The following is a 19,193-nucleotide window of genomic DNA, read 5'->3' as shown; positions in this document are numbered from 1 at the left end:
CGGTCGCCCGGCCGCCAGCGTGCCTTACAAGGAATAGGATCATGCGCGTCTTGATCTGTGCAGGTCGTCATTACGCCGACTGCAAAAAGTCCCGCCAAGTGCTGGACGCTTACCACCGCCTGCGCCCGGTGCAGGTGCTGATTCACGGCGGCAACCAGTTCCTCGGCAGCGACATCGAGGACTGGGCGCGGGAGCTCGGCATCGATGTGGTGCGCTATCCGCCCAACTGGCAACGCCACGGCAAGCAGGCGGAACGCCAGCGCAACCATTTCATGCTGACCGACAGCCGCGCGGATGTGGTCATCGCCCTGCCGGGCGGTGATGACACATCCGAACTGGTCTGCCTGGCCCAAGCCAGCGGCATTTCGGTGCTGAGCGTAGAAAACTGAGTTCAAGCGAGGTGCATCATGCACAAAAAACACACCCCCAAGCAGATGGATGGGTTTGCCAAATACCGTGCGCGTCACCATCGCGGCGCGCGCAAGACGTTGTTGCTGTTGCCGCCGGCAAAACAGCGGGCGCTGCGGCGCAACCTGATGTTTATCGGCGTGACCCTGGGGTTGATCCTGCTGATCGCCCTTGTGTCGAAGGCCCATGCTGCCGGTGGCGTCTACGGGGTCGACGACGGCGTGATCAACGCACTGGGCGCTGGCAACGTCGACACTGGACTTGGCCTATTGCGCCAGGTGCAGTAGCAATTGCGGGTCGTCCAGGTAATTGCCTTATGATGGTGGCACCATTGCCAACGAGGGGTGAAGCACGTGGACCGCATCGAACAAATGGCGCTGCTGGCGACCTACAACCAGTGGATGAACCGCAAGGTCTATGCCGCGGCCGCCAAGCTCACGGACGATGAATTGCGCGTGGACCGCCAAGCGTTTTTCGGCTCGATCTTCGGCACACTCAACCACCTCACGTTGGGCGACACCGTCTGGCTCAAACGCTTTGCCCTGCACCCCGTACGCTATACGGCGCTGGCGCCTCTGAGCGCCATTGCCGCCCCCTCGGACCTCAAGCAGCTGGCGTTCGTCGACCTGGGTGAACTCACGGCCCAGCGCCGTTGGCTGGACCAGTTGATCATCGATTGGGTCCAGACCCTGCGCGAGCCCGACCTCGACCATCATCTGCACTACCACAACATGCGCGGCGCGGCGGCCAGCAAGCCGTTTGGCGGCCTGCTGGTACATTTTTTCAATCACCAGACCCACCATCGAGGCCAGGTCACCACGCTGCTGACCCAGGCCGGACAGGACGTGGGCGACACAGACCTGCTCGCCTTGATTGACTGAACTCAGCGAGCGCTGAACTCGGCATAGGCCTGCAACAACCGCGCAAAGTCCTCGGGTTGCGGCAACTGCTCGAAGCTTTCGACTGCCGGAGTGGAAGCCCAGGCCAGTTTTTCGCTGGTCCAGGTCTCCATAAAGGGCACGTAATCCGCGGCGTTATCCAACAACGTCGCCCGCACATTGACGAACTCATCGATGCCATGGGGGCGGGTAAACAGCCAGCTCATGCAGTGCGGGCAGCAATAGTGACGATCGATCCCGTGCAGGCCGCCGACCACCGGGCACCCCTGGGTCACGGTGAACGCGCTGGCGGGAATCAGCGCGCTGAGGGAGAACGCGCTGGCGGTCATCTTCTGACAACCGGTGCAGTGGCACGCCATGGTAATCGCCGGCGCCTGGCTCACGCTGAAGCGCACCCGGTTACAACGGCAACTGCCTTCCAGGGGCAGGGTTTCGACGCTCATCACACACTCCTTTTCATGATCAGTGGCGTGGCAGGTTAGCGTCCAGGGGGGGTGTTGAACAGGTCCGAGGGCAAAACCGAACGCTGCTGCACCCACGGGGTCATAATTTCAGGTGCCCGGATTTTCAATCCCAGCCCTCCCCGCGTGCATCGTGGGTTTACCGATGCGCGCACCCAATAAGAAGGAGACGCTTACATGGTCATTCACTTCAAGGTCGCCGGGCATCTGGCCTGCGGTCATCACGGCAGCAATCTGCCCTCCAGCACTGAGCTGAACCGGGTCAAATGCCGCACCTGCCGCAACACCGATGCGTACAAGGAAGCACGCCGCAACCAGCGCAACGCCGCTCGCCGTTCTTCGCGCCAAGCCAAGACCCATACCAGCACCGACTGGCGCAGTGCCTGGACACAACGCCTGACCGACCTGCCAGGGCGGCAACGCCTGCCACGCGGCTTCGGCGCACAGCCCTTCGTATAAGCCAGAAATGCAGAAGCCCCGGTCAAACCGGGGCTTCGTTTTCAATCAATCATCATTGGGCACCGGCCTGTTGCGTGCATGTTAGCCCTGCGGCTACTTGACCTTGCTGCTCAAGCTATCCACGCTGCGCTTGAGATCCTCCAGGCTGCGCTTCAACCCGTCGATGTCGCTTTTCTGCCGTTCGATCGTACTTTTCTGATCGTCGATCGTGCGCTTGAGGCTCGCCAACTGACTGTCACTGGAACTGGAACTTGAACCGTCCTTGCGCTTGAACTCATCGAACGCGCGGTCCTGCCCCTCCAGCTTGCTTTTCAGGCCTTGCACCTCGCTATCGGTACGTTTCTGCGCAGCTTGCAGCTGTTCAATATCGCCCACCGAAATGCTCGACGCCTTCAACGCATACTGGTTGCCCGCCTCCAGCGAAGCCCCCGTCAACCGGTCACTACTTGACGCGCTGAAATCTCCCCACTTCACCGCACTCCCAGCCTGTGCCGTACCGGCCGACAGTGCCATGACACCTACAACCACTAGCCAAGAGCGCTTGCGAACACTGAGCATCAACTGATTCCTTTCCAGACTGCCGGGATGGCATATCGCTATGACTGTCATTTATGCAGCTTGTTCCCGTGGCGTAGGAATCCTCTGGTTCGCCTGTTAAAGCCGATGTAGATCACTGATCTGCCAAGCTTTTTCATGCGCACTCTTATGCAAGAAAGCGGCAGCCCGACCTTGCGTCGAGGCGCCTGGATCTATATATTCCCAACCCTGCTACACCGCGCTACCGCCCGAATGGCGAAACTGGTAGACGCATGGGACTTAAAATCCCCCGCTCGTAAGGGCGTCCCGGTTCGATTCCGGGTTCGGGCACCATAGATATCAAGGGCTTGCATGATGAACTTCATGCAGGCCCTTATCTTTTCTGCACCGCAATTCTCCATTCTCCGGCGTCCTGCCGACCGAACACACTCCATCACCCTGGTAGCCTTCGCAGGCCGCAACATTGCGGTTTGGGTGGCCGAAAACGAAAAAGCCCCGGCAAATGCCGAGGCTTCTGTCATGAAGCTTCTGGTTCCACGACCTGGACACGAACCAGGGACCCAATGATTAACAGTCATTTGCTAGCTGTTAGTCGCAACGGTGCCACGGAAGAACGTGGTGGAGAGATAGGGTTGCTGCATAGCGTGAGCCGCATGAGCGCAGCACGCCACGAAAGTTAGTCGGGTTGGGCTGGCTTGTCATAGCGTGGCAAAACAATGACCTGTAGAAAAAGGAGGCGCCCTCTGTCAGCTACCGAGCAACCTTCATGCCTCACTTAACTTCCTGACCAACGTAGCCGCCATTAGCTTCAACGTTCTGCTCTCTGCCTCAAACCCCTCATCTAGAGCGTGTATGACCTGCGCCCTGTCAAGAATGTAGCCAGCCAAAAAAACTGACTCAATTGATTCAATTGCATGAATGACAACCGACTCCTCTCCAGCCTTTAGAAGCGTTAGCAAAACACGCAACGCCCGCTCGTCATTCGAGTCACCGAGAGACTCCGCGCACCGACCTCGCCAGATTTCAGACTTCGCCAGAAGAGCAGATTCAAGGTCGCTCCAGCTTGAGTTATCAAACTGAGAGATCTTGGAGGCCGCGATATCAATTCCTACATCCGACCAGTAATCTTCTGAGCCTATTGAATCCAGCAAAAATTCATATTCTTTAAACATATTTCACCTATCAGAATTTCGTCGGATCCGTACAGCCTCTGCCACAAGGATAGCCAGCAGTAACGCGCTCCCCAACCTTGATGACCTCAACTTTAACCCCGTTAACTGTCGTTTGATGCAACGAGGCCCCATCGGCCCTCGTCGCAAGCGCCGGGCCATTTCCAGTAGCTCGAACGGCACTCATCGTTTGCGCATCCGACCAGGACGCGGGGAACAAGGTGCTCGTTTTAATCTTCGAAATATTCCCATCAGTAAATTGCGCCACCAATTTTGCATTTCGTGTCCCGTCAGCGTTGCTCGACAACACCTCCACAGCATAATCGGGATGCGTATTGCTTATTTCACCCGAATGAGCACCGATGATTTCGTTCTTCGGATTTCCTGAAGGAGTGGTTTTACGCTCTCCGTAAAGTATCTTCTGCTCCATTTCCTCAGGTATGAGGGTTTTGCTGATAGGTGAGTAAGGACCTACGATCTCATGCGGTGGGGGAACATCACCACCATCTGGAGGCGGCACAGGTTTCTTGCCTGGCAACAGAACCGACACCCCCTCACCACTTGCGAGTTTCGCGGCACCTTTGAACAGCGCAATTTCCATCGCTGAACGTGCGGCCGCGGTCCCATAGTCACGCATTGGGTTAACATCACCCGGGTAGGTATCAGAACTGAACGAATCAAGTACCTTTTGCCCCTGAGTGTGTTGATAAGGCGTTAGCAGTTCCCCTGTCGCCTGCATCCCATCGTGAAAGGAAAGCGCACCTCCCAATCCAGAAAGCGCTGGTGCCGCACAGCCCACAACTGTCACGCAGGCTGGTGCAGACAGTATTGCACCGCCGAATCCTCCAGCAGCCCCAATCGCCCCCAGGACAGCACGCCCCGCGTTTCCAGAACGCTTCAGCGCCTCGTCATTCTTCAGCAAGTTGTCGTTAGCTTGATCCCAGCGCCCGTAGTCATCAAAAGCGCCCGTTGCCATCAGTTGCTTCTGAGCATCTTTAAAGTTGCCGCCATCCAATTCGAGTTCGCGGATCACTTTGTAGTTAGGGTCCTCAACCGGAACGGAGGCACTGCAATGCACCAAGGCACAGGCGGCAGCTTTCAATTTATAGGCGTTGTTCGGATCGTCTTTCTGCAACGCCTCAAGGGCGATCGTCTCTTTTTGATGCAGTTGGCGGTTGTATTGATCCGCCATTTGCGACACCCAAGACGCCTTATTGACATCACCTCCTGACAAGCCTGCCGCAGTCAAACCAACAATCTGCGCGACCCCTTGCCTCAACTCCGGTTGCTTGTCGAATGTGTCGTTCAGAACCTGTGCCATTGCCTGACTTGCACCAGCAGCAATGGCCCCCGTTTTGAAGTCCCCCCCTGTGACACTCGATACCGCACCACCAAACAATGCGTGCATGGAGACACGGGCCGCACCGCCCTCAGCCCACATCGCCATGCCTGTGGTGTCCCCCGCATTCTTTGCGGCCTGCCAATGCTCTTGGGCATAACTTCCCACAAAGTTAAACGCTGTCGCAGCCGCCACGTTCCCAGCCTGGGAAACCAGACCACCCGTAACGTTCTTGCCCAGGCTTCCGCCACCAATCGCGGTTTGGATGGTGCCGGTAGCCACACCCTGAGCTCCCGCGTGAACCGCAAACCCTCCAATCCCCTCCAAGGTATTGAGATCAAAGCCTTTGGTCAGGTTATTGAACGGCTTGGTAGTTCCCCCCAGATTTGGGTCGATGACGCCCGTGGTGAAACCTGCAGCCAATCCGGAAATCAGTGCATTTTTTATGTTGTCACTGCTGAACGTATCTTTAAAAGCAGCCCCGAGATTGCCTTTGTTATTGATGACGCTGACCGCTCCCGTACCGGCTAACGACGTCAAGGCCCCTGTTGCGATAACGTTCCCGAGCCCTGCTGATGTCGCGGCAACTGCTGCACTTGTTGACGTCGCTGCTGTCGCTGTAGTGGCAGCGGCCATAGTTGAACCCGCACCTACCGCATTGCCCGCCGATGCAGCCAGTGCACTGGCACCGCCCGCCGTCAGAACAGTAACGATGATAATGATCGCCAGCATCGCCCCCTGCCCGAGGCTGGAGTTACTGTACTTATACGAGTCGTGCGTTTCCTTGATCAGTTTCCAATCAACATCTCCACGGTTCTCTGCGTCCTTCAACCACGCCATCTGCGGATCAGCCTTAACCATCGCATCAATTGCCTGGCTAACCGTCTGCTGATTGACCTGCTTGACGTCGATGTGCAAACCATCAACGGCCTTGATAACGATATTTCCCTTGGCCTCCATTTGGGTTTGTTTAAGGGTTTCATCAGTATTGCCCTTGCCGCTCATGCTGTTCCAGGCAAGGCTGCTTTTGCTCTTGGCATGACTTTCCTGATGAAGGTCTTTCACACCCTCAAAAGTCACACCACCGCCACTGGCAATGGTCAGATCATCGCCACTTTCCAACTTGGCCGCCTGGTACTTCTGGTCACCCTGGCTCTGAATCGTAAGGTCGCCACCGGTTTTTATTTCACTACCGATGTTGGTAACTTTAGTCACTTCGTCACGCTGGGTTTTCTTAGTGCCCCAACTCCCCTTCTTCTTCATGTCATACAGCGAATAATCACTGTCTTCCGCAGACAGCAGCGCCAGGTTACCGCCAGCAACCAGATATGCCTCGTCCCCGGCACTGATACGGCTGGCAATCATCGCCAGATCTTTACCCGCACCCAGCGATACATCCCCACCTGCATTCAGCGTGGTAGAAACCTGGCTGACATGATCTTCCTGACGTTTCTCTTTTTTGTTTTTGCGGGAGGAATGTTCCTCATCTGCAGCCGAAGCCAGAATCAAATCACCGCCAGCACTCATGTTGACGTCGCGCTTAGCATCGATCTGACTGGCGATCGCTGTGATGTCTCGCCCAGCCTTTATGTTGACATCGCGCCCTGCATCCACATCGGAGCCATGTTGTGTGGCGTTGCTGGTTTGCAGACGCTTGCCCATGTCCATCGCATTGCGTTCTTCGGCGGAGACTAAGTTGGCATCACGCCCCGCGACAATTGTCGTGTCGCGACCACTTTGCACGCCGCCACCGACGCTGACAAAGTCTCGCCCGGCGCTGATGTCCAGATCATTCGCGGCCTCAAACCGCGCAGCGCTATCCACATAATCGCGATGCTGCGAGTACCCTGCCCCTTTGTCATCCCAACCGGTCACGCTGCGCTCGTTGATGACATCGCCATTGATGGCGGTCAGCGTCACATCGCGCCCTTTGATGATGCCCCCCGCTTTGTTGACGATATTGTTGCCCGCCAGCAGGTCCAGGCGGCTGCCTGCTTCGATCAGCCCACTATTGGTCACATCATTGGCGGCCTTGGCCGACAGGTTGTTGGTGGCGCGTAAGGTGCCGGCGTTAACCAGGTTTTCACCGGCAATCAGGTTCAGGTCGTTACCGGCGATCAAGGCTCCGGTGGGTGCAAGACGGTTGTTGGCCTGGGCCAGGTACAGCACCGGCACCAGGACTTTTTCACCGTTCACTTCGTGTTCTTCCAGCCACACGATGTCATGCGTCAGGGCAGCCACCTGCTGCGAGGTGAGGCTGACGCCCATTGCCAGGTTCAGTTGCTGCTTGCTGCTGATGGCGTTGTCCATCAGGTACTTGAACAGTTTTTCGTCGGTGGTCTGGCCGTCGATAAAGCGTTGGCCAGTGCGCGCTTGCACGGCCTGCTGAACCAGTCGCTGTTCGTACAGGCCATCACCCAGGCGCTTCCAGCTCTCGTCTGGGTTGTAGCCCAGGCCTTGCAGCAGGTAGTCCGAGCTCATGAATTGCTTGAGGTCGGTGAGTACCGGATTGGTTTCGATCAGGTATTTGTGCGGCTGCGATACCGCACGATTTTCCGGCAGACCCTGGACGCGGCTTATGGTTTGGCTGGCCAATGCCGTGGGCTGGCTGACGGCCGGTTGTCGTACGTTACCGCCAGCGAGTACGTCCTGGGCAGCCGGGGTAAGGCCCGGCAGTTGGGTATCCGGCAGTGCAATCGCAGCAACGTCGGTACTGCGCGCAACGGTCGACAAGCCCGGCACTCTCAGATCAGGGAGAGTCCCGTCAGATGACGTGTGCACAACCCTGTCGCCTGGCGTTACAGCAGGCATGTCGATGCCCGGCCGCGAACCATCGACCGCAGGCTGGAAAACACCAGCGGAATTGCGGGCGTCAATGCCATCGACGCGGGTGATGTCGGCGACGCTGGTGCGGCCCGGTCGCTGGGTTTGCCCATCGGCGCTGCCAACACCGTCGGTATCGATGGCACTGGCGACCGCATTGATCAAACCCGCGTCACGGGCAGCCACGGCGACCTGGCGCGTGCTGGTGGTGACTTGCGCCGCGCCACCGACTTGAATCACGCGTCCATGGGTTTCAGGCAGCGCTTGCTGGCGTTGGCTCGCGTCAAGGCTGGCGCTGCCCAGCGTCCAATCCTGATTACCAGCGCCCGCCTGCCCCGTGGTGCCGCTTTGGCCACTTAAACGAAACAACCCGTTCTGCCCGCTGGGCAAACCGAAGCCCGGCAGGGTCAGGGGGTTGACCTGCTGTTGGGCAAGGTCGGGTGGCAGTTGTGCATTGAGCACCACCACCTGGGTTTTGTTGGCGCCTACGCCGGTGTCCAGCGAACGGCCACCCACCGCCAGCGCGGTTTTGATCACGTTGATGTTGTTGATGCTTTTACTGGCGGTGAGCGCAGCGTTGCCACCGGCCTGAATAATCGCCGGAGCCACCACTTGGGTGCCGCCTTGTACCGCGATGGGCTGGTTGATGCCGGGAAACAGCGACGGACTGAACCGCGTCATCAAAGCCGCGAACGCCGCTTCATCCACCGGCGAGCCCTGCGGGTGCGCACGATTATAGGCCTGCACCGCGGCGACCATCTGGTTGTACTGGCCTTTAGAGATTTTGGTGATGCCGCTGTATTCCTGGCTCTGGGAACCGGAACCACCGGTAGCTGCCTGATTGAGGATGTTCTCGCCAGTAATCGACAGGTCATTGGCGGCCGACACCACGCTGTAACGGTTGGTGAAGTTCTGCCCGGTAACCACCATGTTGCGCCCGGCGCTGAGGGTGGCCGAAGGCGAGTCGATTTCGAGCACACTCGACACGGTACGGCTCAACGTCACCGCAGGGCGTCGGTCACTCCAACCGCCGCTGCAATGCTGGGTGCACCGAATGCCCACGCCCACGGACGTCAGTTGCTGGTTGAGCTTGAATTTCTCGCGCTCGTTGACCACGTCATTGGCCGCGAGTCTAAGGTCGCCCATGCTCTCGATGCTGGCGGAAACGTTACGCACGCTCTGCGCCTGGGTTCCACCGGCTACACCAGCTACCGTGAGGTTGCCCAGGCTGTAGATGTCCGAATAATTGTTGGTCAAGCTGCCCAGGTTGAAGGTCGAGTCCTGGCCGCTGAACAGGAATCCGCGTGCGCCGACACCACTTGCAGCGTGATCGTTGAGCAGGCTCTGGGCCGTCAGCACCAGGTTCTGTGAAGCCCCCAATGTCCCGGTGTTAACAACGCTGCCGGCGTTGATACGCAGCTCGCCGCTGGAGGTCAAACGCCCACGGTTGAGCAGTTGGCCCCCGGTGGTCATTTGCGAAGCGCCACCGCCTGCCACACTGGCGGTTTCATTCACGGTTATCTGAGCGGCGCTCAGGCCCAGGTTGCCCAGGCTGCTGTAGCGCCCGTTACCGCCGTAGCTGCCGGCCAGCGTCAGATTGGCCGTGCCGTCACTGGCGATCAGGCCATCGTTGTTCCAGTTGCCGCCGTTGCCCGTCAGGCTGTCGGAGGCGAGTAACTGGCCGCTCGCGGTCTGGTTCAGGGTATTGACGTTGACCGTCAAGCGCCCGGCCTGGATCACGCTGCTGTTGGTCCAGTTGTCTGCAGCCAGGGTCAGGCCGCCTCGGGTCACTAGGTTACCGCCAGCATTGATCAAGTTGGCGGTGGCGATATCAAAAGTACCGATGCCGCCGTGCAGCAGGCTACCGCCCTGGTTCAGGAAGCCGCCGGTATTCAGGGTCAGGTCAGCGTTGGAGGTTTCCAGTCGACCATTACGGTTATCGAATGCACCACCGAGCTGGAAGTTGGTTTTGCCGCTGCGGCCCAGCGCGCGCAGTTGCCCGCCTTGGTTGTCGACGCTGCCGCCCGTCACGCTCAGGGTATTGTCGCTTTCAATCACACCGCTGCGGTTTATCAGCGAGCCGCCGGCGCTCAGCTCAACCGCACGACCTGCAATCTGCCCGGCGCTGTTGTCCAGTTGCACACCGCTGACTCGCATCAAGCCGGTGGCATACACCCCGCCATTGGCATTGGCGAAGTAGTTGGCGTTGACCACTGCATCGCCGGTCTGCGCAGCGATGAAGCCGCTCTGGTTGTCGAGGCGGTTGGCATTCAGGTTCAGGCTATGGGCCTGGAGCGTGCCGCCTTGGTTATTGAGGTCGCCGCTGATGCTCAGGCCCAGGCCGGTCTGGCCCTGCACCTTGCCGTTGGCGTTGTTCAATCCCACCGCGGTCAATTGCACATCGGCGTCCTGGCTGTAGATCAGGCCGTCAGTGTCGTTCTGCACGATACCGGTGCTGGTGATCGCTACGCGGTCTTTACCGGCGAGGGTGCCGCTGCCGCTGTTGTTCAGGCCACCGGAGAACAGCGTCAACAGACTTTGGCTGATGATTTTGCCCTTGGCGTCGTTGTTGACCTGCATCGCCCGTTGCAGCAGCAACGGGCCGGAACTGGCAATGCTACCGCCGCTGTTGTTGAGGGTGCCGAGCAGGTTGAGGGTCAGGCGGCCGTTGGTGGCCAACGTGCCGCCGTTGTTGTTCAGGTCGGTGCCGGTGACGGTCATCGTTTGTTGGGCGTTGATCGTGCTTTGGTTGGTCAGCGTTGCCGCTTGCAGATCCAGCGTGGTACCGCTTTCGATCAAACCGCCGTCAACGTTGGTCAACGCACCGGCCACGGTGAGCGTTTGCCCGTCGCCACTGGACAGTACGCCTTTGCCACCGTTATCCAGGCTGGCGGCACTGACGCCCAAACGGCCTTGGCTAACCAGCGCGCCTTCGTTGTTGTTCTGCAGCGCGCCGCTCAGGTGCACATCGATTGCACCGCTACGGCTGGAGAGCGTGCCGTTGTTACGGTTGTCGAGGTTGCCACCGCTGACGTTCAAACCTTGCCAGCCGGACAGCAGGCCGCTTGCGGAGTTGTTCATCGTGGACGCGTTGACAGTCAGCACGTGGCTGCTGATCAGCTTGCCGGCGCTGTTGTCCAGGTTGCGCGCCGTTAGGGCGAAGCTTTGCAAGCTGGAGATTTCGCCGCCCTGGTTATTCAGGTCACGCAGGTTTTTGAGGGTCAGCGGGCCGTTAGTCAGCAGCAGGCCGTTGCGGTTGTCCAAGTCGTTGTTGTTGAGGTCCAGGGTCATCCCCTGCTCGCCCACGACGCGACCGCCCACCAGAGCCAGAGCGTTGAGGTTTGCGGTCAACACGCCCTTAGCCGAGACTTCACCGCCGTTGCCAGTGTGGAGGCCGGCGGCGTTGAGGTTCAGGGTTTGCTTGGCACTGATCAAGCCTTGGTCCTGGTTGTTCAGCAGGCCATCGCTGGTCAGTTGCAAGTCGCTGCGGCTATTCAGCGTGCCGCCACGGTTGTCGACTGAGCCTGCGTGAGCGTCGAGGCTGGCGGCGCCGATCAGGCCTTTCAAGTTAGCCAGGGCTTGATTGACGCGCAAGGTCAGAGCCTGGTTACTCAGCAGCTTGCCGTTGCTGTTATCCAGACTTTGCGCGGCCAAGGTGAAGGCTTGGGCGCTGGAGATTTCACCGTCCTGATTATTGACACTGTTGAGGTTGTTGAGCGCCAGCGGGCCAATAGCGTTGATCAATCCGCCTTGGTTGTTCAGTTGGCCGTTGTTCAGGTCGAGACTCAAACCCGCATTGCTGAACAGCTTGCCGCCCTGCTGATCCAGCCCGGTGACGCTGGCGGTCAGCGCCTTGGCACTGCCGATGCTGCCGCCATTGTTCAATTGTGCGGTGGTCAGGGCCAGGGTGTCGCCGCTGTTGAGGCGGCCGATTTGGTTGTTCAGCTCACCCGTAGTGATGGCGACAGGGCCTTTGCCGCTGATGACTCCTTGCTGGTTGCCAAGATTGGCGCTTTGCAGTGTCAGGCCGCCGTCGGTGACCAATTTGCCTTCGCTGTTGTTAAGGCTGTCGGTGATGGCAACGCTCAAACCACTGGCGCTGGACAGGCTGCCTTTGCTGTTGTTCAGGCTGCGGGCTTTGACGGCCAATGCATCTTCGCTGCTAAGCACGCCCAGGCTGTTATCGAAATCGCCTGCGAGATCCAGCTTCAACGATGCCTGGCTGAGCAGCTTGCCACCGTTATTGTCCAGCATGGAGCCGGTCAGCGTCAGGCGCTGGCCGTTGAGTTCGCCGAGGGTGCGGTTGATGAGTTGATCAACGGCAAGGTTCAACGTACCGCCTGCGAACACCACGCCCTTGTCGCTGTTGTTGAGTTGTTGGCCGGTGACGCTGACGTCGGCGTTGCTGGTCAATTCGCCGGTGCGGTTGTCGAGAGTCGCCACGTCGAGTTTCAGCGCTTTTGTGGCGCCTACCAGACCGTTGCGGTTATCGAGATTTGCGCCGCTCAGGTTGAGGGCATCGGTGCTGATCAGTTTGCCGTTTTGGTTGTCGAGCTTGCTGGCGTTGATCGTCGCAAGCGCCTTGCCTGCGATCTCGCCATTGCGGTTATCCAACGCTGCGCTCGTCAGCAACAAGGCACCGTCGGCGATCACGCTGCCACGTTGGTTATCGAACAATTCGCTGGCGCTGAGGGTGACATCGCCACGCCCACTGAGCAGGCCTTCGGTATTGTCCAGGCGAGTGCTGCGGGCATCGAGGCTGGCGGCGTTGATATGGCCTTTGAGGTTGGCCAGCAGTTGGTCGACGCGCAGGGTCAGTTCCTGGTTGCTGATCAGTTTGCCGTTGCTGTTATCCAGGTTTTTTGCGACCAGGGTGAAGGCGTTTTGGCTGGAGATTTCGCCGTGCTGGTTGTTGATAGTGGCGAGGTTGTTGAGTGTCAGCAGTGGTGCGTTGATCACCCCTGCGTTGACCAGTTCGCCGTTGTGCAGGTCAAGGTTGAGTTGAGTGGTGCTGACCAGCTCGGCGCCGCCCCATTGCGTTAGGCCGGTGAGGCTGGCATTCATGGCGCCGACGCTGCCAATATGCCCGCTGTTGTTGAGCTGGGTGGCGCTGAGGTCGAGCTTATCGGCGCTGATCACGCGGCCCTCGATGCCGTTGGTGAACAGTCCGGTGTTGACCGTTGCCAGGCCTTGGCTTTTGAGCAGGCCGTTGGTGTTATCCAGGCTGGTACTGGTCAATGTGAGGTTTTGGCCGCTTTCGACGGTGCCACCTTGGTTGATTAGCGCCGCTGCGCTCGCAAGGGTCAGCGGTCCTGCGCTGGAAATCTTGCCGCGGGTGTTGTCGATGCGCTGGCCTGCCAGCTCCATCGAGCCTTCGCTGGTGAGCTTGCCGTCTGTGTTTTCCAGGCCTGCCTTCAGTTGAAGCGCCAAAGCACGCTGAGCGCCAACAGTGCCATCGGTGTTATCTACAGCCGTGCCGGTAAGCCGAGCGTCCTGGGCAAAGATCAAACCTTTGGCCTGATTGATCACCTCTGCCATGGGCAATTCCAGCCCAGTACCGGCCAACAACTTGCCGCCGCTGTTATTTAGACGCGTGCCGCTGAACTCGATGCTCTGCTGGCTGGAGATTTCCCCGCTGCGGTTGTCGGTACTGCCGACCCTGAGTTTCAGCACTTTTGTCGCGGCGAGCAGACCGCCGTTTTGGTTATCCAAGGTGTCAGCGTTGAGGCTCAGATTGCCCTGGGCGACCAACTGACCGCCCTGCTGATTCAGCACGCCAATCGTAGCGTCCAGATCATCCTGGCTGGCGATGCGCCCCTTGGCGTTTTCGACGGTATCGAGGGTCAGGCGTACGGGGCCAATCGCGCTGGTCAGGCCGCTCTGGTTGTTCAAGAACTGGCCGGCAAGTGCCAGCGCCTGCTTGCTGTTAAGCACGCCTTCGCGGTTGTCGAGTTGGCCGACGCGCAGGGTCAGCCCCTGATTGGCGCGCACCGCGCCGCCACGGTTGTCCAAGCTATTGCTGCGTAGCGTCAGCAGGTTCTGTCCGGACAGGCGACCGGTGCGGTTGTCCACACTCCCAGCCTGGATGTCCATCACGCCTTTGGCAAGCACAGCACCTTTGGCTTGGTTATCAAGCAGGCCGTCGACCTTCACCGTCAGGCTGCCATCGGTCGCCAGGCTGCCGGACTGGCTGTTATCCAGGCTGGCTGCGGTCACGTTCAGACGCTGGCCGGCACCCAAGGTGCCGCCTTGGTTGAACAGTGCGCCGATGGTGGTCAGGTCGAGGCTGATGTCGCCCATCACATGACCGTCGTTGCGGTTGTTCAGAGTCATCGCGTTGACCACTGTGACGCCGCTGCTGGAGACTTCGCCGTCGTCGTTAAGCAGGTCGGCCCCCAACGTTAACGCGAGGTCTTTGGAACTGCTGAGTACGCCGCTGGTGTTATCCAGTCGCCCCGCTTGAGCAGTCAGGCCTGCCGAAGCGATTACGCCCTTGAGGTTGATCAGCGCTTGGTCGACTTTGAGGGTCAGCGCTTGATCACTGAGCACATGGCCGTCGCTGTTATCCAGCGTTTGCGCGGCCAGGATGAAACTACGTTCGCTGGAAATTTCACCGCCCTGGTTGGCAACGGTGGAGAGGTTTTTCAACAGCAATTGCCCTGGCGCGTGGATCAGGCCACCGGCGTTATTGAGAGCGCCGAGGTTCATGTCCAGGCTTAAATCGCTGGTGCTGTAGAGCTGGCCACCGTTGCGCTGATCCAGGCCGGCGAGGCTGGCGGTAAGTGCCTTGTTACTGGCGATATGGCCGTCAAAACGGTTATCCACCTGCCCTGCCGTCAGGTTCAGGAGATCGGCACTGGTCAGGCGCCCGCCACTCTGGTTATTCAACGCGCCGGTCGTGATGCGCACAGCGCCATCACCGATCATTTTGCCGCCGCTGTTGTCGATACTGGCGCTGCTCACGGTCAACGCCATCGCGCTAAGCAGCTCGCCGCTGCGGTTGCTCATAACGCTGCTGGCGGTCAGATTCAAAGCCGAGCCGCTGCTGAGGCGGCCGCTGTCGTTGTTCAGTGTGGCGGTTTGCAGGGTTAGGCGCTTGTCACTGCGCACGGTGCCTTGCTGGTTGTTCAGTTGGTCGAGTTCCAGACTCAGTGCGCCGTTCGCTAGAAGGCGACCTTTGTGGCTGTTGTCGAACTGCTTGCCGTAGAGCGACAGGTCGGAGAGGCTGGAAACTTCACCGCCTTGGTTGTTCAGGTTATCAACCTGCATCACCAGCGACTGGCGTGCATTGAGCAAGCCACCCTCGCGGTTATCCAGTTGCGTGCCGCTTACCCGCATCGGCCCGGCTGCCGTTACGCTACCACCACGGTTATCGAATTGACCAATCGCCAGGTCCGCCTGCTGACCGCTGACAAAACGGCCGCCACGGTTGATCGCGATACCACGGGTGGTGACGTCAAGTAACCGGTCCCCTTGCAACAGCCCCTGGCTGTTATCCAGGCTCATACTGCTCAAGGTGGTGGTAGCACCGATGATTTCACCGTGGCGGTTGTCCAGGGCCGTGTCGACGGACAGCGTCAGATCATCGCGGACTTTGAGCTTGCCTTCGGCGTTAACCAGGCTGTTTGCGTGCAGGTCCAACCCCGTGGCGGCGACCAAGCCTTTGGTGTTGTCCAGCGCGTTGGCAACGCGCACCACAAGCCTTTGCTCGCTGAGCAACTTGCCGCCCCGGTTGTCGAGGCTGCCTGCGGTAAACACCAGGGCCTGGGCACTGGAAATTTCCCCGCCCTGGTTATCGACACTGCTTAAGTTGCTCAGTAGCAGTGCACCCGGCGCATGAATCAAACCGCCTTGGTTATTCAGGTGGCCGTGGTTCAGGTCCAGGTCTACACCCGCCTGACTGTGGATATTGCCTTTGGCGCTATTATCCAGGCTTGCCGCGCTCACCCGTAATGGGCCGGTTGCGCTGAACAGACCGGCCTGGTTCAGCAGGTGCGCGCTGATCAACGCGGTAAGGCGACCGTCGCTGGTCAGCTTACCGCCACTGTTGTCCAAGCGCGTCGCGGTGATGTCCATCGCCTGCCCGGCGAACAGCGTGCCCTGGCGATTGTCGACCAGGCCCAAGCTGTTGAGCGAGAGCATCGCGTCGCCTTGGACCAGGCCCTCGCGGTTATCCAGCGACGTACTGTTGACCGACGCCGTGCGCGCCAACAGCTTGCCACTGTGGTTATTCAATGCTCCGTCGATCTGCGCGATCAAGCCATCGCCGGCGCTGAGCGTGCCACCTTGGTTAGCCAGGCTGGCGGCGCGCACATCCAGGGTTTTAGCCGAGATTAAGCCTTGCGTATTATCGAGTGCATGGGCGATACGCACCGTCAAACCCTGCTCGCTGAGGAGCTTGGCGTGGTGGTTATTCAGGGTGTCCGCAGCCAGGGTGAACGCCTGGGTGCTGGAAATTTCGCCGCCCTGGTTCTCGACGCTGGCGAGGTTGCTCAGCAGTAATTGGCCAGGGGCGTTGATCGTGCCACCCTGGTTATTCAAATGACCGTTATTAAGATTGAGGCGCACATCACCCTGGCCGAAGAATCGACCATCGTTGTGCTGATCAAGACCACTGACGCCAGCATTCAGCATTTGGCCCGCGCTGATGCGGCCGCCCTCACTGTTATCCACTTGGCCGGCGTTCAAGTTAAATGCGACATCACCGCGCAAGGTGCCACGCTGGTTATTCAGCGGGCCGCTCGATTGCACAGTGAGGTTATGGGCGACGAGAGTGCCTTGTTGGTTATCAAGGCGACCCAGGTTGAGGCGTGCATCACCTTTGGCGGCAAACAGACCGGTCTGGTTGAGCAATTGCCCGGCGATCACCGCGACCAATGCGCCGTCGCTGGTGAGCGTGCCTGCGCTGTTATCCAAGCGCGATACATTGAGGATAGAGGTTTTACCTGCCGCCAATGTACCGCGCTGGTTGGACACCACACCGCTGTTGAGCACCAGGGACCGATCACCTTGCAGGCGGCCGCGGTCGTTGCTCAATTCACCCGTGGTGGACGCAAGGTCAGTGGCCAGAAGCTCGCCGCTGCGGTTGTCCAACAGGCCTGCGGTGTTCGCCGTCAGAAGATTACGTGCGCTGAGCTTGCCGCCCTGGTTGTTCAGGTTGGCAGCGTTGATGTCGAGGTTTGACGCCGAAACCAGGCCCAAAGCATTGTTCATCGCGCCGGCGATACGCAGGGTCAGATCTTGGTCGCTGAGCACTTTACCCGCGCCGTTATCGAGGCGGTTGGCGGCCAAGAGGAATGACCGCGAGCTGGAGATTTCCCCTTGGCGGTTATCGACCGTATTGAGGTTGTTAAGGGTCAATTGACCGCTGGCGTTGATCTGGCCGTTGCGGTTATCCCAGTGCCCTTGGTTGAGGCTTAACGTCAGTGAGTCTTGGCTGGTGAGCGAGCCTTTTTGGCTGTTGTCGAGGGCGCCACTATTGACCTGTACTGTCTGACGCGCTGCAATTCGGCCGCCCTGGTTATTGATCAAACCTGATGCGTTGAGGCTCAACGACTGCCCGGCCGACACCAGGCCTGCCACGTTATCCAACGCTACCAATTGCAGCGTGACCTGCGCCTGGCTCGACAGCTCGCCGCTGCGGTTGATCAATTGCCCAATACCCGCCGTCAGGTTGCCGGTGCTGGTGACCAATCCGCTTTGGCTGTTAAGCAGTTGATCCGCGTTGATGCTGAGGTTGCCCGCGCTGAGGATGCGGCCTTGGTTTTGGTTATCTACTCGTGTGGCTGTCAGTTGCGCATTGCGCTGAGCACTCAACGTGCCGCCCTGATTCGCCAGTTCACCGGTGCCGATGGTCAGGTCACGGCTGGCGATCACGGTCTTGCCGCTGTTATCGATAGTCTGTGCGGTCAAGCGCACGTCGCCTTGGGTATTGCGGCTGTTATCCGCGTTGACGCCCGCTTCGATAATCCCGTTATTGGTCAGCCGGCCACCGACGTCCAGGGTGATGCTGTCCCTGGCCGCTAGGGCCTGTTGATTGGTCAGTGCGCCTTGGGTTTTCACCGACAAATCGGTACCGGCGTAGACCGCGCCTTGCGCGTCGAGGCTCTGCGCCTTCACGTTAACAGCTGCGGCGGCGGAGGTCTGGCCCATGACCACATTTCCTGCGGCATCAATTTGGATGTCACCGCCGGCAACCATATCCCCGGACAGTTTCACCCCCACGCCCGCTTCGGTGCCCACCAGCTTCACCGCCCCCACGTACATACCGCCCAGCGCCGACGAATCAATCGCCAGATCCGGCGCCTTGCTGCCGTCCGACGCACGCGCCGTGGCGTTCAAGGTGCGTGCGTCCACATCGTTGCGACCCGCGACAACGGTGAGTTTTTTTGCCTGGATCTGCGCGTTGATGGTGGTGGCGCGGGTGATGATTTCGAACTGGTCGACGTTGCTGGCATTCAAGCCGGTGCCGTCAATGGCGACGCTGCCTTGATCGACTTGATAGCGGCTGATCTGGCCGTTTTCGATCACCGCTTTACCGGTGGTCAACGTGGCTTGCGGCGTGTTGATAAAGCCGCAACCGTTGCAGCTGATGCCATAGGGGTTGGCCACAATTACATGGGCCGACTGCCCCGCCACTTCGGTGTAGCCGCGCAACTGACTCGGACTGCCGCCGTTGACCTCGTTGAGGATCACGCTGGCTGCTGTGCCGTTGAGGTTCTGGTTGCCGAGAATGATCCCGCCCAACTGGGTCGATTGGGTGCGGCTGGTGGCGTTGTTGAGGATGACGCCCTGCTGGCCGACGTTGTAATCCTGGAACTGGTTATGGGACAACCCGCTGCCATTGGGCGCCGCGATATTGACGATGGGTACGCCGTTACCCGCCTGGCCCAGCGTTGTGCCCGGTGCGCTCACCACAATCCCATCCGCCTGCGCCAGCAACGGCTGCCAGAACATCGCGTTGGCCAGGATCAACGCCAAGCCGCGCTTGGGCAGTCCCAGGAAAGTGGAGCGCGTTTTCAAGGCCGCAGAAGGTTGGCGCGCAAGAAAGGCGAACTGACGAACGTCCATGTCAAATCCCGAGGCCCGAAGGCGGTAA

The 19,193-nt window shown here is 59.4% G+C and carries 7 protein-coding genes, 1 tRNA gene and 1 pseudogene; 5 read left to right on the top strand and 4 right to left on the bottom strand.

What is annotated here, in order from left to right:
* The first annotated feature begins 41 nt into the window (after positions 1-41).
* From AD670_RS06860 to AD670_RS06850, 3 genes and pseudogenes are all read left to right on the top strand, one after another.
* Positions 42-389, top strand: coding sequence for a DUF2493 domain-containing protein (locus AD670_RS06860; protein ID WP_053129643.1), 348 nt, complete (start codon positions 42-44; stop codon positions 387-389).
* Between the two features lie 18 nt (positions 390-407).
* Positions 408-662 (top strand): annotated as a pseudogene (locus AD670_RS06855) (hypothetical protein); the annotation flags it as partial.
* A 99-nt stretch (positions 663-761) separates the two neighbouring features.
* Positions 762-1,289, top strand: coding sequence for a DinB family protein (locus AD670_RS06850; protein ID WP_053129639.1), 528 nt, complete (start codon positions 762-764; stop codon positions 1,287-1,289).
* Between the two features lie 2 nt (positions 1,290-1,291).
* Here the strand turns inward: AD670_RS06850 and AD670_RS06845 are convergent, their stop codons facing one another.
* On the bottom strand, positions 1,292-1,750 hold the full coding sequence (locus tag AD670_RS06845; RefSeq protein ID WP_053129637.1) for a GFA family protein: 459 nt from the start codon (positions 1,748-1,750) through the stop codon (positions 1,292-1,294).
* A 195-nt stretch (positions 1,751-1,945) separates the two neighbouring features.
* Between AD670_RS06845 and AD670_RS06840 the strand changes: the two genes are divergently transcribed.
* Complete coding sequence (locus tag AD670_RS06840) at positions 1,946-2,227, top strand: hypothetical protein (RefSeq protein ID WP_053129634.1); 282 nt, start codon at positions 1,946-1,948, stop codon at positions 2,225-2,227.
* Positions 2,228-2,320: 93 nt separating this feature from the next.
* On the opposite strand, the gene AD670_RS06835 is transcribed toward AD670_RS06840, so the two are convergent.
* The gene (locus tag AD670_RS06835; RefSeq protein WP_053129633.1) at positions 2,321-2,785 is read right to left on the bottom strand and encodes a hypothetical protein; all 465 of its coding nucleotides are present in this window, start codon (positions 2,783-2,785) and stop codon (positions 2,321-2,323) included.
* Positions 2,786-3,010: 225 nt separating this feature from the next.
* On the opposite strand from AD670_RS06835, the gene AD670_RS06830 reads away from it, so the two are divergent.
* Positions 3,011-3,097: transfer RNA gene (locus tag AD670_RS06830), tRNA-Leu, on the top strand.
* Between the two features lie 431 nt (positions 3,098-3,528).
* On the opposite strand, the gene AD670_RS06820 is transcribed toward AD670_RS06830, so the two are convergent.
* Both AD670_RS06820 and AD670_RS31400 read right to left on the bottom strand, forming a co-directional pair.
* Positions 3,529-3,936, bottom strand: coding sequence for a hypothetical protein (locus AD670_RS06820; RefSeq protein WP_053129631.1), 408 nt, complete (start codon positions 3,934-3,936; stop codon positions 3,529-3,531).
* 10 nt (positions 3,937-3,946) lie between these two features.
* Entirely contained in the window at positions 3,947-19,165 is a 15,219-nt protein-coding gene (locus AD670_RS31400) for a filamentous hemagglutinin N-terminal domain-containing protein (protein WP_053129630.1), read from the bottom strand.
* Positions 19,166-19,193 lie beyond the last annotated feature (28 nt).

Origin of the sequence: Pseudomonas sp. MIACH (genome assembly GCF_001269925.1) — a bacterium.
Classification (GTDB): domain Bacteria; phylum Pseudomonadota; class Gammaproteobacteria; order Pseudomonadales; family Pseudomonadaceae; genus Aquipseudomonas.
The sequence above is the reverse complement of the archived record's forward strand: the minus strand, read 5'-3'. Positions and strand labels throughout refer to the sequence as shown.

What these genes read in the sequence shown, in the direction of transcription:
- AD670_RS06860 (WP_053129643.1), top strand. Translation starts at nt 42, where the DNA reads ATGCGCGTCTTGATCTGTGCAGGTCGTCATTACGCCGACTGCAAAAAG.
- AD670_RS06845 (WP_053129637.1), bottom strand. Translation starts at nt 1,750, where the DNA reads ATGAGCGTCGAAACCCTGCCCCTGGAAGGCAGTTGCCGTTGTAACCGG.
- AD670_RS06840 (WP_053129634.1), top strand. Translation starts at nt 1,946, where the DNA reads ATGGTCATTCACTTCAAGGTCGCCGGGCATCTGGCCTGCGGTCATCAC.
- AD670_RS06835 (WP_053129633.1), bottom strand. Translation starts at nt 2,785, where the DNA reads ATGCTCAGTGTTCGCAAGCGCTCTTGGCTAGTGGTTGTAGGTGTCATG.
- AD670_RS06820 (WP_053129631.1), bottom strand. Translation starts at nt 3,936, where the DNA reads ATGTTTAAAGAATATGAATTTTTGCTGGATTCAATAGGCTCAGAAGAT.
- AD670_RS31400 (WP_053129630.1), bottom strand. Translation starts at nt 19,165, where the DNA reads ATGGACGTTCGTCAGTTCGCCTTTCTTGCGCGCCAACCTTCTGCGGCC.